At 62.5% G+C, this 15131-nt stretch carries 14 protein-coding genes and 1 other RNA gene; 3 read left to right on the top strand and 12 right to left on the bottom strand.

Annotated features, from left to right (window positions below; translation table 11 throughout):
* The first annotated feature begins 117 nt into the window (after positions 1-117).
* Positions 118-435 carry a type II toxin-antitoxin system HicB family antitoxin gene (locus A3OO_RS0100505; protein WP_026222560.1) on the top strand — a complete coding sequence of 106 codons (318 nt, stop codon included), beginning with the start codon at positions 118-120 and terminating at the stop codon, positions 433-435.
* A 276-nt stretch (positions 436-711) separates the two neighbouring features.
* On the opposite strand, the gene A3OO_RS0100500 is transcribed toward A3OO_RS0100505, so the two are convergent.
* The 8 genes from A3OO_RS0100500 to A3OO_RS0100470 all read right to left on the bottom strand — a co-directional run bounded on the left by A3OO_RS0100500 (position 712) and on the right by A3OO_RS0100470 (position 7188).
* Positions 712-3084 carry an ATP-dependent helicase gene (locus A3OO_RS0100500; protein WP_018405871.1) on the bottom strand — a complete coding sequence of 791 codons (2373 nt, stop codon included), beginning with the start codon at positions 3082-3084 and terminating at the stop codon, positions 712-714.
* Between the two features lie 171 nt (positions 3085-3255).
* On the bottom strand, positions 3256-3588 hold the full coding sequence (locus A3OO_RS0100495; protein WP_425338958.1) for a ribbon-helix-helix domain-containing protein: 333 nt from the start codon (positions 3586-3588) through the stop codon (positions 3256-3258).
* 60 nt (positions 3589-3648) lie between these two features.
* The gene (locus tag A3OO_RS0100490; RefSeq protein ID WP_018405869.1) at positions 3649-3846 is read right to left on the bottom strand and encodes a DUF4169 family protein; all 198 of its coding nucleotides are present in this window, start codon (positions 3844-3846) and stop codon (positions 3649-3651) included.
* The gene (locus A3OO_RS0100485; RefSeq protein WP_018405868.1) at positions 3846-4436 is read right to left on the bottom strand and encodes an SspB family protein; all 591 of its coding nucleotides are present in this window, start codon (positions 4434-4436) and stop codon (positions 3846-3848) included. Before A3OO_RS0100485 ends, A3OO_RS0100490 begins: the two co-directional genes overlap by 1 nt.
* A 100-nt stretch (positions 4437-4536) precedes the next feature.
* Positions 4537-4894: a transfer-messenger RNA gene (gene ssrA, locus A3OO_RS22800) on the bottom strand.
* 49 nt (positions 4895-4943) lie between these two features.
* The gene (pth, locus tag A3OO_RS0100480; protein WP_018405867.1) at positions 4944-5549 is read right to left on the bottom strand and encodes an aminoacyl-tRNA hydrolase; all 606 of its coding nucleotides are present in this window, start codon (positions 5547-5549) and stop codon (positions 4944-4946) included.
* Between the two features lie 138 nt (positions 5550-5687).
* On the bottom strand, positions 5688-6329 hold the full coding sequence (locus A3OO_RS0100475; RefSeq protein ID WP_018405866.1) for a 50S ribosomal protein L25/general stress protein Ctc: 642 nt from the start codon (positions 6327-6329) through the stop codon (positions 5688-5690).
* A 145-nt stretch (positions 6330-6474) separates the two neighbouring features.
* Positions 6475-7188, bottom strand: coding sequence for a hypothetical protein (locus A3OO_RS0100470; RefSeq protein ID WP_018405865.1), 714 nt, complete (start codon positions 7186-7188; stop codon positions 6475-6477).
* A 204-nt stretch (positions 7189-7392) separates the two neighbouring features.
* Here A3OO_RS0100470 and A3OO_RS0100460 point away from each other — a divergent pair, with 204 nt between their 5' ends.
* A complete protein-coding gene (locus A3OO_RS0100460; RefSeq protein ID WP_156824714.1) occupies positions 7393-7731 on the top strand; it encodes a PepSY domain-containing protein in 339 nt (112 codons plus the stop codon).
* Positions 7732-7746: 15 nt separating this feature from the next.
* Here the strand turns inward: A3OO_RS0100460 and A3OO_RS20895 are convergent, their stop codons facing one another.
* The 3 genes from A3OO_RS20895 to A3OO_RS0100445 all read right to left on the bottom strand — a co-directional run bounded on the left by A3OO_RS20895 (position 7747) and on the right by A3OO_RS0100445 (position 11359).
* Positions 7747-9231 carry a CoA transferase gene (locus A3OO_RS20895; RefSeq protein ID WP_018405862.1) on the bottom strand — a complete coding sequence of 495 codons (1485 nt, stop codon included), beginning with the start codon at positions 9229-9231 and terminating at the stop codon, positions 7747-7749.
* 37 nt (positions 9232-9268) lie between these two features.
* Positions 9269-11050, bottom strand: a complete 1782-nt coding sequence (gene aspS, locus A3OO_RS0100450) for an aspartate--tRNA ligase (protein ID WP_026222559.1) — start codon at positions 11048-11050, stop codon at positions 9269-9271.
* A 120-nt stretch (positions 11051-11170) separates the two neighbouring features.
* Complete coding sequence (locus tag A3OO_RS0100445; protein ID WP_018405860.1) at positions 11171-11359, bottom strand: DUF1192 domain-containing protein; 189 nt, start codon at positions 11357-11359, stop codon at positions 11171-11173.
* 218 nt (positions 11360-11577) lie between these two features.
* Here A3OO_RS0100445 and ppdK point away from each other — a divergent pair, with 218 nt between their 5' ends.
* Entirely contained in the window at positions 11578-14256 is a 2679-nt protein-coding gene (gene ppdK / locus A3OO_RS0100435) for a pyruvate, phosphate dikinase (RefSeq protein ID WP_026222558.1), read from the top strand.
* A 110-nt stretch (positions 14257-14366) separates the two neighbouring features.
* Here ppdK and A3OO_RS0100430 read toward each other — a convergent pair whose 3' ends face one another.
* Positions 14367-15038 carry a Crp/Fnr family transcriptional regulator gene (locus tag A3OO_RS0100430; protein ID WP_018405858.1) on the bottom strand — a complete coding sequence of 224 codons (672 nt, stop codon included), beginning with the start codon at positions 15036-15038 and terminating at the stop codon, positions 14367-14369.
* Positions 15039-15131: the final 93 nt, after the last annotated feature.

Below are 15131 nucleotides of genomic sequence, written 5' to 3'. Positions count from 1 at the left end.
AACAAGAGCCGAATGCCTCCGCGCGATGCGTTTCGCGATGTCCTGTACAATGGCGCCGAGCGATGGCGGGCCGGATTCGAACGCGCTATGATGTGTCATGGACCCCAGAGGCCGCCAATGAAGCCCTACATCGTCATTGTCCATAAGGACGAACACAGCGTCCATAAGGACGAACACAGCGCCTACGGCATGAGCTTTCCCGACGCGCCGGGATGTTTTTCGGCCGCCGACGAGATCGACGATATTTTTATCATGGCCAGCGAGGCGCTGGAACTTTGGGCGGAGGGCATGCGCGAGGACGGTCTACCGATTCCTGAGCCGCGCAATTTTGAACTCTTGCGAGCCGACCCGAAATGGGCTGAGCGTTTTGCCGATGCGGAAATTGTGATCGCCATCGAAGCGCCTTGGGCGCAAAGGCGAGAAGCGGCCGAGTGAATCAGTCTTTGGGCCAGCCTGCGCTTTCATAAATGCTGAGCACAGTCTTTGGCGGCATGTCTTTCTTGTCACGAGCCGCCACCCTTCGCTTTCGAGGCGGCGAATGATTTCGCGACTGTTGGTGAGCATGTGAACGCCTTTTCGATTCGGCGCTCATTATTTCAGCAAGAAACAGCCTCTGCCGGACGAAGAATAGTTTTCCGCGTTATGCACATTGCGATGATGAAATACGGGGAGATTGGGGAAAGAAGTTGATCAAGCCTTGACTGTCTCGAATCACCCCGCCTCGACAAAACTCTCCAGCACCATCTTCCTGCCGGCCTTGTCGAATTCGACCGTGAGCTTGTTGCCGTCGACCGCCGCCACGGAGCCGGGCCCGAACTTCAAGTGAAACACCCGCGCGCCCACTACAAAGCGCGAGCCGCCGGTTGAACGCGCGATCACTTCGCCCTCGATCGTCACGGGCTGCTTGCCGCGTGCGCCGTGCGACTCGCGCGTCGCGCCGCCACGCGCGCTGTCGCTGCGCGCCGAATCTGCACCCGCCTTGGCCCGCTTCCATCCCGGCGTCGAATAGTCGGAGCCGTAGACGTCGAGATTGGCGAAGCGCGAGACGCCATAGGAGCCATATTGCGAACCGCTCGGCGCCTCGACCACCTCGACATTGTCCGTCGGCAGATTGTCGATGAAGCGCGAGGGCACGGTCGCCTGCCACAGCCCGTGAATGCGTCGGTTGCTGGCGAAATAGATTTTGGCGCGGCGCTTGGCGCGCGTCAGCCCGACATAGGCGAGACGGCGCTCTTCCTCGAGGCCGGCGCGTCCCTGTTCGTCGAGCGTGCGCTGGCTCGGAAACAGCCCTTCCTCCCAGCCGGGAAGATAGACGGTTTCGAACTCGAGGCCCTTGGCGCCGTGCAGCGTCATGATCGACACGCGCTCTTGATCGACGGCGCTGTCGGCCTCCATGACGAGCGACACATGTTCGAGGAAGGACTCGAGGTCGGGAAAGGCCTCCATCGCCCGGACGAGCTCTTTCAAATTGTCGAGCCGCCCGGTGGCCTCTGGCGTCTTGTCCGAACGCCACATCTCCGTGTAGCCGGATTCATCGAGCACGTGCTCGGCAAGCTCATGCTGCGGCTTTGAATCGATCAGCGTGCGCCAGCGGTCGAGATCCCCGATGAGGCCGCGCAGCGCGCCGCGGGGCTTCGGCTTCAGCTCCTCGCTTTCGACTAGAACGCGCGCCGCCTGCATCAGCGGAATGGCTTCGCGCCGCGCATATTCATGCAGCATCTGCAGCGTCGCGTCGCCGAGACCGCGTTTGGGCGTATTGATGATGCGCTCGAAGGCGAGATCGTCGGCCGGCTGCGCGACGCAGCGCAGATAGGCGAGCGCGTCGCGAATTTCGAGCCGCTCGTAAAAGCGCGGACCGCCGATGACGCGATAGGGCAGGCCGATCTCGACGAAGCGTTCTTCGAATTCGCGCATCTGAAACGACGCGCGCACGAGAATGGCGATCTCTTCGAGCGAATGGTCCTTGCGGCTCAACTGCTCGATGTCCTCGCCGATGCTGCGCGCTTCTTCCTGGCTGTCCCAGACGCCGGTGAGCGTCGGCTTTTCGCCCTCGCCGCCATCGGTGAACAGCGTTTTGCCGAGCCGGCCTTCATTATGCGAGATGAGATGCGAGGCGGCGGCGAGAATATGTCCCGTCGAGCGGTAGTTGCGCTCCAGGCGGATGACCTTGGCGCCGGGAAAATCCTGCTCGAAACGCAGGATGTTCTCGACCTCGGCGCCGCGCCAGCCATAGACGCTCTGATCGTCGTCGCCGACGCAGCAGAGATTCTGTTTCCCCGGCGCCCGCTGCGAGATCAGCCGCAGCCACAGATATTGCGCGATATTCGTGTCCTGATATTCGTCGACAAGAATATATTTGAAGCGGCGCTGATAGTCGGCGAGCACATCCGGATTGTCGCGAAAGAGCCGCAGGCTCTCCATCAAGAGGTCGCCGAAGTCGACGGCGTTCAAGACCTTGAGCCGCTCCTGGTAGAGCGCGTAAAGCGCCGCGCCTTTGCCATTGGCGAAGCTCTCGGCGTCGCCGGCGGGAACCTGCGCCGGCGTCAGACCGCGGTTCTTCCAGCCGTCGATGCGCATGGCGAGCGCCCGCGCCGGCCAGCGCTTGTCGTCGATATTCTCCGCGCGCAGCACCTGCTTCAAGAGGCGGATTTGATCGTCCGTGTCGAGAATGGTGAAGTTGGGCTTCAGCCCGACGAGCTCGGCATGGCGGCGCAGGATCTTGGCGCTGATCGCGTGAAAGGTGCCGAGCCATTGCATGGCCTGCGCGCCCTCGCCGACGAGCGCTTCCACGCGCTGGCGCATCTCGCGCGCCGCCTTATTGGTGAAGGTGACGGCGAGGATTTCATAGGCGCGCGCCTTGCCGAGCGCGAGAATGTGGCCGATGCGCGTCGTCAGCGCGCGCGTCTTGCCGGTGCCGGCGCCGGCGAGCACGAGCACCGGGCCGTCGAGCGTTTCGACGGCGGCGCGCTGCTCGGGATTGAGCGCGTCGAGATAGCGCGGCCGTCCCGCCCTCGCCGCCACGCGCGCGGCAAGCCCGCCCGTCTGCGGCGCGTAATCGTCGATCTCGGGCGGAGGGCTCTTCATGATTCTTCAATCATATAGGAGAACGGAAGGCGAATCACTGTTTCCGCGGTTTATCGCACGCCAATCCCCCGGCCCCTCATCTCACTTCTCCCCGCAAGCGGGGAGAAGAGGCGGCTGACGTCGCGCAAACGTTTGCAAAAGGAGCGCAGTCTCTATGACCCCTCTCCCCGTTCACGGGGAGAGGTGAGGTGAGGGGCTTGGGGACGTTTCACGCGCATCCAACGCCCATTCCAGCACGAACACCCGCAGCGCCGAGGAGAGGTTCGCCTCTCCGCGCCCCGCATCCACCCGCGCGATGAGCGCCGCGAGCGACACGCCGTCCTGCGCGGCGATGTCTTTCAGCGCGCGCCAGAAGGCGTTCTCAAGAGAGACGCTGGTGCGATGGCCGGCGATGACGACCGAATGCTTGACGACCCGGCGGGAACTGGCGTCTAGAGCGCGCTGCGAAAAAGTGGACGCCGGTTTTTCCTGCAAAGCGCGCTCTATGCTTTTGGAATCGATCACGTCATCTGCATTTGGGCGATCGCCCAAATGCAGCGTGATCTCTTGGCGCCTGCGCCTCGCTCACGCCTGATCGTCCGCTTCTTCCCGCTCGCGCCTATGCGCCTCCAGCCTGGCGCTTTCCAGCTGCGCCTGCGCGGCGGTCAATTCTCGCTCGGATTTGCTGCGCCCGAAGGCCGCGCGCTTCGCTTGCGCGGCGTCGTCCTTGGCGCGGCGGTCGCGCTCTTTGCGCGCGCGCCGCAGATTGACGACCTCGCCCATCAGGGCTTTTTGCGGAAGGCGTCGATCGAGACGACCTTCTCGTCGCCGTCTTCCTTGGCTTCGACCGGCTTAAGTTTTCTTGGCTTATCGGCGCTCGGCGTCTTGTTCGGCTCTGCTTTGGCGGGATCGACCTTCGCCGGCTTGAACTCCTTCACCGGCTCCGGCGTTTTCACGACGAGGCTTGGTCCGGCGGAAGGCGCGTCCTCCTCTTCGCTGTCTTCAAGCGCGTCATCGGCGCTTTCAAACCGCAGGCCGAATTCGACGGCGGGATCGAAAAAGCCGGTGACGGCCGAGAAGGGCACGTAGAGATGCTCGGCGACCGAGCGGAACGATAGGGTGACGCCGAAACCTTCTTCGTCGACTTCCAGATCGGAATATTGATGTTGCAGGATGATCGTCAGCTCGCTCGGCCATTGCTCGGCGAGGCGTCGCGACATCGTAACGCCCGGCGCGTCGGTGCGGAAGCTGATGGTGAAGTGATGGTCGCCGGGTAGATAGCCATTCTCGGCGACGTCGCCCAGCACTTTGCGCATGACGCCGCGCATGGCGTCCTGAACGAGAAGATCGTAGCGAATAATGTCTTTAGCCATTGCGTCGCGCCAGACTGCCATCTGTATGGTCGACCGGCTACCGCTTCCGACCGCCATGCCTGCCGCGCATGCATTACGGCGGCGCGGCGCGAGAAATTGAAGTGGAGGCTTCTGTTGCCAGGCGCCTCCTGACCCCGCCTAGAAGTGCTAACCCCTAGGGCTTAATTCCCAGTTTGGGCGCCGCATTACGCGGCGACGGCCACCGGAGCATAGTTGTCGTTGGCAACTATAAGTTTGACCCGATAACGGCGGTATCATGCCGAGCAAAAAATCACCCTTTACACCCTCGTCAATCCTATTTCGCCCCCGCCGAAACCCGCCGCCCGGATGGGCTTTGGTGGAGGCGCCGGGTACCGCCCCCGGGTCCGAATGGTTTATTACGGTGTTCGTTTATCGCCATAGCCGACGCAAGCGCCGGCAAAGTGAATATAGGCGCTTGCGGGATTTTGTGAAAGTCCCCACCGTCTGCGTCTTCAGCGCTTTTGTCGAAGCAGGCGAAGCCCGGACCTATTGCGCGCCGACGCGCTTCACCGCGCCAAAGCCCTTCGCGTCCATGGCGAGGTGCAGCCGGTTCTGCAGTCCGGCGTCGTCGCCCTTGACGAGCAGTCCGGCGTTTTCGGCGATCGCCTCGCAGAGCGCAGCCACCCAGGGCTCCTCGCTTTTGGCGAAATCGCTGAGCACATAGGAATGAACGAGGGCCTTATCGCCGGGATGGCCGATGCCGAGCCGCAGCCGCTTATAGTCATTGCCGATATGCGCGGTGATCGAGCGCAGCCCATTGTGCCCTGCGACGCCGCCGCCTGTCTTGATCCGGCATTTGGCCGGCGCGAGATCGAGTTCGTCGTGGAGAACCACGATCTCATCGAGGCCGATCTTGTGAAAACGCGCGGCTTCGCCGACCGAACGGCCGCTCTCGTTCATATAGGTCTGCGGCTGCAGCAGCATGACCTTTTCGCCGCCGATCGCCCCTTCGCTGACGAGGCCTTGAAAGCGCGCCCGCGCTTGTGGGAAGCCGTGTCGCTTGGCGATCGCTTCGAGCGCCATAAAGCCGATATTGTGCCGGTTCTTGGCGTAGGCGCGTCCGGGATTGCCGAGTCCGACAAGGAGCAGCATGGAATACCCCCACCCCAACCCTCCCCCGCTTCGCTGGAGAGGGAGCAGAACCGGCGCTTCGCCAGCTTCGTGAGATGCCAATCGTTAGCGTTCCCTCTCCCGCAAGCGAAGCGCGGCGGGGGAGGGACAGGGAGGGGGCTACTTCTTCTTTTCTTCCTTGGCGGGAGCGGCCGCAGGCGCAGCTGCAGCGGCCGGAGCCTCCTCGGCGCCGCCGCCCGCCGGCGGCGTCAGGCTCGCGACGGTGAAATTCTTGTCGGGATTTGTGGGCTTGCAGCCCTCCGGCAGCGGAATCGCCGAAATATGCAGCGAATCGTTGAAGTCCATGCCCGTCAGGTCGGCGGTGATGGCCTCCGGAATATTGTCGGCCGGCACCCACATCTCCACCGTATGATAGACGATGTTGAGCGCGCCGCCGCGCTTGATGCCAGGCGCCGCTTCCTGGTTGATGAAATGCACCGGCACTTGCACGCGCAGCCGCGAACCTGGCTTCAGGCGCAGGAAATCGACGTGCATCGGCGTATCTTTGATGACGTCAAGCTGATAGTCGCGCGGGATGGCGCGCTCCTTCTTGCCGTCGATGTCGAGCTCGAAGATCGTCGTGAGGAAGTGCCCGGCGAAAATCAGTTGAGACAGGTTCTTTTTCTCGAGCGAGAGCGGCTGCGGCGCTTCGCCGCCGCCATAGAGCACTGCTGGTATACGGCCCTCACGGCGAACGCTGCGGGCGGCCCCCTTGCCTGTCCCGCTGCGCACCGTGGCCGCGAGCTTTTTGGTCTCGGCCATGTCGGTGTCCTTTAAATCAAAAGAAAAGGCGCTGCTTCGCCTCCAGGGGTGTCGGAAACGCAGGCGCCGCGGCGCTTATAGGGGAGGGAGAGGGGCATGGCAAGATTGGAGGTTGGCAGGCGAGAAACGGTGCGAGTATGGAACATTACTGAGAAGGAAACTTGGGAGGGGTTCCAAAAAATTCCCCAATGCGAAATCGAGCTTCGAAATCTGGTGTATACGTGGGTGCGCTTATGTCCAAAGAAAGCAAGGGCAATTGAGCAAAAATCTCGTGGCGCACTGCGACACGTGGCATATCTATACTTTGAGGATCGTCCTGATCCGGGTTTAAGATGTCCTGGACTAATGACCTGTCCTTCTCATTCAGATCTTGCATCGCTTCACGCAATATTTCAGTTATTGCCGCTCGTTCACGTTTAACATCAGTCTTAGATAGATATTTCTGATTTTTTTCGAGCCATTCAAGTCGCTTGGTCGCGCGCATTAGTTTCCCAGGCGTCTTAGTCCTTCGCTCTGTTCTAAATACCTGTCTTGGCGATTTGACCGTTTCCGACGCGAAGCTTTCAATAAATGCTCCACTGAACCTTCGACCGTCAGCAATTATTTCGCTAAGACCTTCTTTGAAATCCTTATAATTCGCGATTGCAGTACAAGTAGTAAAAATTCCTGCCATGACAATGGTCGTCCATCCTTTGAGACTCCCCGCGGAAAGCCGGATTATCAGTTCAGTGTCGGCGGGATAAATTGAAATGGCCGCCGCAAGAGCCAACTCCGACGCTCTCATTCCGAGGCGCTCCAAGTTGGGCTCCTTAATTTCAAAAGGTTTTAAATGAAAATACGCCTCGGCTAATTTGGCCATCTCGGCTCTCGAAACGAATCGCTTAGCAAATACTGTGAGACATAAAATGCGTTCGCAACCGGCGATCGAAGTGGCGAAGCGCAAAACACTTGCGAGCGCCCCTTTCCGATAGCGACTGACGCCTCATATGGCCGCAGATCGCCGGCCTTTTGGGCGGCATGGCGCAGCCGCGGCTTTTCCGGCTGCAAGAGAAAGGGTTCCAACATGCGTACACTCGTGACTTGCATGGCGCTCCTTGGACTCGTCGGCTTGGCGGCGACGCCGGCCCAGGCCGACCGTCGGCTCACCGGTCAGGAGAAATCAAGCATACGATCGGCGATGAAGGACATGGGCTGTTCGGGTGGCAAGATGGAATTCGACGACGGAAAATTCGAAGTTGACGACGCCAGGTGTCGGGGCGGCAAACAATACGATCTGACGTTCGATCGGAATTTCAAGCTGACCAGCAAGGAGCTCGAAGACAACGGCGGTCGCGGGCACTATGGCAGCGGACGTTATAACATGCGCGATAACACCCGCGACGACAGGCGCGGCGCGTATTAACGCCGCCTTTCGCGGTCATAGAATTTGCCGTCCGCGCATATGCGCGACGCCGCGCCGGAAGATTGATGTTGGCCGGTGCGGCGGCGCGTGTGGCGCGATTGGATCAGGTCCCCACCCGATGTCGAGCGTTGAGGAGCCTGGAAAGCTTCCGGCGCGATCGACATAGGGTGGGGTTTTCTCCAACCGAATCGCCGGCGCAACCCGCGTCAACAGGCCGAGCGGGGAGTCCTGATCGACCAGATAATGATTGAGATCGTCCTGGCTGATCGGAATGGGCGCTTCCCCGTTGGCGGCGAAACGCATGCCGAGCATGGCCGTCCTCGCAAGCGACGCACGGACGATCCAGCGGCCGCCTTCCTCTGCGCGGCGCAGCACCGCGGCGAGCACGCCGAGCGCGCCCAGGCAGCCTGAACCGTAATCATTGAAATAGGCGGGAATGAGCGCCGGCTCGCTACGTTCAGCGCTGTGCATGGCGGCGAGGCCGGTTGCGGCTTGAGCGAGCTGCTCCCAACCGCGCCGCTCGGCCCAGGGACCCTGAAAACCGTAGGCGTTGACCTCTACGTAGACCAGGCGCGGGTTGATCCGCCACAGCTCCTGCGGCCCGAATCCTCGCTTGGCCAGCGATCCCGAGCGAAATCCCTGCACGAAAACGTCGCAGTCGCGAACGAGATCGAGCGCACGGGCGCGGTCGGCGTCGGCGCGCAAGTCGATATAGGCGGTCTTCTTGCCGGATGACGTGTCGATGTCGAAGCCGAGAATATGGTCGAGATAGGGGTTGCGGCAGTGAATGACGTCGGCGCCATGCTCCGCCAGCAGTTTGCCGATCGTCGGCCCGGCGACGACATGCGTGAAATCGAGAACACGGAGCCGCTCGAGCGGCCGCGCGGCGGCAGGCGTGAAAGGAACGGGCGCCGCGTCGCCCTGCCGTATAAGCTCGATCGGCGGCGTATCGCCGAGCGCGCGACCCTGCGGATGCGCGCGCCACTCCTCGGGGCTTCGCAGGATCGCCGCGCAGAGGCCGAGCGCCGAAAGTTCGTCCTCGAGCTTCTGCGCGTCAAAGCGCGCAACGCTCTTGGCGATGGCTTCACGCGCGTTCGGACAGTCGAGATGGCGCAATATGCCGTCGCGCAGATGCTGGTAGGCGCCGTTGAAGAAAATGTGTCGCCCGTCGCGGGTGCGGTAGAAATTATTCACCGCCGTATGGACGGCGCTGATGTCGAATTGCCAGCCGCTTTGAAAGAAATAAGCGATCTCATTGAACAGCAGGCCGGCGTGCCGCCGGTCGATTCGCACCTGCTGCGCGCCCAGGCCGCGACTCTCGCCGATAGAGGCGATTGTTGCGCCGATCGCGCCCATCAGCGCGACGGCGAAGTCATGAACCTCGATGGGCGAGTCGACATAGCCGGGCGTCTGATCGACATGAACAGGCGACGAATGTTGAGGCAGGTTCAGTCCTTGCGCGATCGCCGCGAGAATTTCTTTTTGCCGCGCGCTATACAAGTCTTCAACTCCGCAACGCGCGCCTTGGCGATTGTCGCTACGCCTTGGTCTCCGGCAGATTCAGCCGGATGTGCAGTTCGCGCAGATGCTTCATCGTCACTTCCGACGGCGCGCCCATCAGCAAATCCTCGGCGCGCTGATTCATCGGGAACAGCGTCACTTCGCGCAGATTTTCCTCTTCCGCGAGCAGCATCACGATGCGATCGACGCCCGGCGCAATGCCGCCATGCGGCGGCGCGCCATATTGGAAGGCGCGATACATGCCGCCGAATTTCTCGATCAGCACGTCTTCGCCATAGCCGGCGATCTCGAACGCCTTTTTCATGATATCCGGGCTATGGTTTCTGATCGCGCCGGACGACAGCTCCACGCCATTGCAGACGATGTCATATTGATAGGCGAGGATGGTGCGCGGGTCCTGACTCTCCAGCGCCTCCATTCCGCCCTGCGGCATGGAAAAGGGATTATGCGAGAAGTCGATTTTCTTCTCGTCCTCGTTCCACTCATACATCGGGAAATCGACGATCCAGCAGAATTCGAAGACGTCTTTCTTCGATACGCCGAGCTCGTCGCCGATGCGCAGCCGCGCCATGCCGGCGAGCCTTGCGGCGGCGGTCTCCTCGCCGGCGGAGAAGAACACCGCGTCGCCCGCCTTGACGCCCGCTTTGGCGGCGATCGCGGCCTGCGCCTCCGGGGGAATGAATTTCGCGATCGGGCCCTTGCCGGCGAGCGCGCCGCCTTCTTCCTCAAAGATCACATAACCGAGGCCCGGCGCGCCTTCGCTGCGCGCCCAGTCGTTCAATTTGTCGAAAAAGCTGCGCGGCTGGGCGGCGGCCCCCGGCGCGGGTATGGCGCGCACGGTCTTGCCTTTGAACGCCTTGAAGCTCACGTCCTCGCGGGCGAATTCCTCCGACACGTCGGCGATGAGCAGCGGGTTGCGCAGATCCGGCTTGTCGGTGCCATATTTGAGCATCGACTCGCGGAAGGAAATGCGCGGGAATTTCTGCGTAACGGCTTTACCGTTCGCGAACTCCTCGAAGAGTCCGCGCAGCACCGGCTCGATCGCGCCGAACACGTCTTCCTGCGTCACAAAGCTCATCTCGACGTCGAGCTGATAGAACTCTCCTGGCGAGCGGTCGGCGCGCGCGTCCTCGTCGCGAAAGCAGGGTGCGATCTGGAAATAGCGATCGAAGCCCGCGACCATGATGAGCTGTTTGAATTGCTGGGGCGCCTGCGGCAGCGCGTAGAATTTTCCCGGATGCAGGCGCGAGGGCACGAGAAAGTCGCGTGCGCCCTCGGGCGAGGACGCTGTCAAAATCGGCGTCTGGAACTCGAAGAAGCCCGCCTGCTTCATGCGCATGCGGATCGAATCAATGATGCGGCCGCGCAGCATGATGTTCTGGTGCAGCTTCTCGCGCCGAAGATCGATGAAGCGATATTTGAGGCGCGTGTCCTCCGGATAGGGCTGGTCGCCGAAGACCGGCACCGGCAATTCGGCGGCGGCGCCCAACACCTCGATCTCGTTGACGTAAACCTCGACCTGTCCTGTCGGCATGTCGGGATTTTCGGTGCCGGCGGGGCGCTTGCGCACCTCGCCGTCGAGGCGCACCACCCATTCCGAGCGCAGTTTCTCCGCCTGCGCGAAGGCGGGCGAATCGGGATCGACGACGCATTGCGTCAGGCCGTAATGGTCGCGCAGGTCGATGAACAGCACGCCGCCATGATCGCGGATGCGATGGCACCAGCCGGAGAGGCGGATTTTCTGGCCGACGAGCGCCTCATTGGGCGCGCCACAATTATGCGAACGGTAGCGATGCAAGGGCCGGCTCATGGGGTGGAGTGTAAAAGGACGGGATCCCGAAACGATCGGGCATTTTCGCGCGCAGAAAGGGCATGGGCCATCGTCGGCTGTCAAGCCGAGCCCCGTCGGGCGGGAGACCTATTTTCTGAAGAATGCTTCCGCCGCCGCGCTCGCCGCCTGTTTTCCCGCGCGCTTGGCCTCAAGCCGGGCGATCTCTAGCCGTAGTCTTTCGATGCGCTCGTCGAGTTCGGCGACGGACAGAAGATCGAGCGGCTGGCCGATCTCGAAAGCCGCCGGACGCGGCGCGTCATCCTGTTCGCTTTTCATCACCGCGCGACCTCGGCTGGATTTCTTCGCTCGCTGGCCAAAATAGCGCTCAAGGAGTCGCGCGCCAACTTGTGGACGCGCGTCATTTGAGCGTAACTTCCGGCGCGCTTGATGATCCGCGCAGGCGGGGCGTCGGCGGCCGCGGCGCGGCCGGAAGCGCCAAGACCGCCAGGGCGCGGCGCGTTCCGCGCCCGCCTCTCTCGCCGGACGAACTAGGTATGACCAAGTGGGTGTATAGTTTCAGCGCCGGTCGGTCCGAAGGATCGGCGTCGATGAAAGAGCTTTTGGGCGGCAAGGGAGCCAATCTCGCTGAAATGGCGTCCCTCGGACTGCCAGTGCCGCCCGGCTTCACCATCACCACCGAGGTCTGCGCCTATTTTTACGCCAACGGCAAGACCTTTCCCGCCGATCTCGCCGGGCAGGTCGACGCCGCGCTTGCCGATATCGGCCGCGTCGCCGGGCACGCCTTCGAAGACAAGCAGCAGCCGCTGCTCGTCTCGGTGCGTTCGGGCGCCCGCGCCTCAATGCCCGGGATGATGGACACGGTGCTCAATCTCGGTCTCAACGACGAGACCGTGGAAGCGATCGCGCGCAACTCCGGCGACGAACGCTTCGCATGGGACTGCTACCGACGCTTCATCGAAATGTATTCCTCCGTCGTGCTCGGCGTCGAACATCACCAGTTCGAGGAGGCGTTGGAGAGTATCAAGGAGAGCAAGGGCTTCGCGCTCGATACGCAGCTGACGGCTGACGATTGGCGCAAGGTCGCCGCGCAATACAAGGCGATCGTCGAACAGGCCGCCGGCAAGAGCTTCCCACAGGATCCCCGCGAGCAATTGTGGGGCGCGATCAAGGCGGTGTTTTCATCCTGGATGAACAATCGCGCCATCGTCTATCGCGGCCTGCACAACATCCCCGAAAGCTGGGGGACCGCGGTCAGTATTCAGGCGATGGTGTTTGGCAATATGGGGGCGCAATCGGCGACCGGCGTCGCCTTCACGCGCAACCCTTCGACCGGCGTGCGCGAGCTCTATGGCGAATATCTGATCAATGCGCAGGGCGAAGACGTCGTCGCCGGCATCCGCACGCCGCAACCGATCGCCCAGTCCGCGAGCCACGCCTCCGGTTTCGAGAAGATTTCGCTCGAAGCGGCGATGCCGGCGATCTTCGCCGAATTCAAGGGCTACGCCGACAAGCTCGAACGCCACTTCCGCGACATGCAGGACATGGAGTTTACCGTCGAGCGCGGGAAATTATGGATGCTGCAGACGCGCGCGGGCAAACGCACGGCGCGCGCGGCGCTCAAGCTCGCCGTCGACATGGCTCGCGAAGGCCTCATCGGCAAGGATGAGGCGATCACGCGCGTCGAGCCGCAGTCGCTCGAACAATTGCTGCATCCAACGATCGATCCCGCGGCGAAGCGCAATATTCTCGCCACGGGTCTCCCCGCCTCGCCGGGCGCGGCTGTCGGCGAAATCGTCTTTAACCCCGAAGAAGCCGCGAAGCTCGCCTCGAACGGACGCAAGATCATCCTCGTGCGCATCGAGACGAGTCCCGAAGACATCACCGGCATGCATGGGGCGGAAGGCATTCTCACCGCGCGCGGCGGCATGACCTCGCACGCCGCCGTCGTGGCGCGCGGCATGGGCAAGCCCTGCGTCACCGGCGCCGGCGCGCTGCGCATCGACTATGAGGACCAGAGCTTTACCGTCGCCGGCAAGCGTTTCGGCAAAGGCGACCGCATCACCATCGACGGGTCCGCCGGGCAGGTCATCGCCGGCGAGGTGAAGATGCAGCGGCCGGAGCTCACCGGCGAATTCGCCGTGCTGATGTCCTGGGCGGACCAGAAACGGCGGCTGAAGATTCGCGCCAATGCCGAAACGCCGTCGGATGCCCGCGCCGCCCGCCGTTTCGGCGCCGAGGGCATCGGCCTCGCGCGCACCGAGCATATGTTTTTCGAAGGTGAGCGCATTGTCGCGGTGCGCGAGATGATTCTCGCCGACGACGCCGAAGGGCGCCGCCTCGCGCTGGCGAAACTGCTGCCGATGCAGCGCGAGGACTTCAAGCAGCTTTTTGAGATCATGTCGGGCCTGCCGGTCACGATCCGTCTGCTTGATCCGCCGCTGCATGAATTCCTGCCGCATTCGGACGCCGAGATCGCCGCCGTGGCGCGGGCGATGGGCGCCGATCCGGTGAAACTGCGCCGCCGCGCCGCGCAGCTTTCCGAATTCAACCCGATGCTCGGCTTTCGGGGCGTGCGGCTCGCTGTCATCTTCCCCGAAATCGTCGACATGCAGGCGCGCGCGATCTTCGAGGCGGCGATCGAAGCCAGCCTTTCGACCGGCGAACCCGTCGACATCGAGATCATGGCGCCGCTCGTCTTCACACGCGCGGAACTCGATCTCGTCAAGGCGCGCGTCGCCGAAATGGCGAAGCTCGTCGAGGGCGAGACCGGAATCAGGCCGAACTATCACGTCGGCACGATGATCGAATTGCCGCGCGCGGCGCTGCGCGCCGGCGACATCGCGCCATCTGCGGATTTCTTCTCCTTCGGCACCAACGACCTGACGCAAACGACGCTCGGCATTTCTCGCGACGATTCGGGATCCTTCCTCAACGCCTATCTTGAAAAGGGGCTGCTGCCGGCCGACCCCTTCGTGACGATTGATCAGGAAGGCGTCGGCGAGCTGGTCGAACTCGGCTGCAAGCGCGCCCGCGCCGCGAACCCGACGATTACGCTCGGCGTCTGCGGCGAGCATGGCGGCGATCCGGTTTCCGTCGCCTTCTTCGACAAGATCGGCTTCGACTATGTGTCCTGTTCGCCGTTCCGCGTGCCGATCGCGCGGCTCGCCGCGGCCCAGGCGGCGCTCGGCGAGAAGGCCGTGAGCACGGCGTGATCCTGCTCGGAGAGCAGCGCTAAGAAAGGCGCGCGTCTCGTCGACTCGTCATGGCCGGGCTTGTCCCGGCCATGACGCAGGAGAGACGCCGCGCGCGCTCCGCCGTTCCCTCACGCGCTCTCCAGCTCCTGCTCACGGTGATTCATCTCGAAGCGGCGCACGATCAGCCGCACGAGATAAAGGCCGAACTCGGGGTTTTGAAAATAGAGCTGTTCGAACTGCTCATAAGTGATGACGAGCAGACTGACGTCGCTCTTGCAGCGCGCCGTCGCGGTGCGTTTGCCGTTGGTCGTAAATAGCGCCATCTCGCCGAAAATGGCGCCGGGCGAGAGAAGCGCGCCGCGTTCGACGATTTCAACGCTTCCTTCGACGACGACGAAGGCCTCGTCGGCTGCGTCGCCTTTCATGAAGACCGCTTCGCCGCGTCGCAACGTGCGCGGATGCATGAAGGGCTTCAGCCATTCGATGTTCAGGTCGCTGCCGTTGGCTTCGCGCACGCTGGAGATGAGCTTGCGCATTTCGCGCATGCGGGTGAAATTGAGCGGCAGGTTGATCGCATGTTTGGCGATCGTCGGCGGGCTGCCGATGATGAGCCCCAAGGTCACGCCCAGCACATTGCCCAGCATCGCCGTGATGCGCAGCGGAATCATCCGCTTCATGTAAGCGGCGCCGACGACCGTCGACGCTTCCGCCCAGGCGAGCGCCGTCAGCGCCACCCCGCCGACGGTCTTTCCCGTATCCGACGCGGCCCAGCTCATTAGCGTATCGATCAGTTCCGACATTGCAGCTTCCATCCTTACGGCGCGCTTAACCTTTGCGCGTAACCAAGACAAGCGTTCAAAAAGCCTGCGGGACTGGACTTTCCCATGCGCTTT

The organism is Methylocystis rosea SV97 (assembly GCF_000372845.1).
In the GTDB taxonomy this organism is placed as follows: domain Bacteria; phylum Pseudomonadota; class Alphaproteobacteria; order Rhizobiales; family Beijerinckiaceae; genus Methylocystis; species Methylocystis rosea.
Note: the sequence above shows the minus strand (reverse complement) of the source record. Positions and strands in the feature narration are given on the sequence as shown.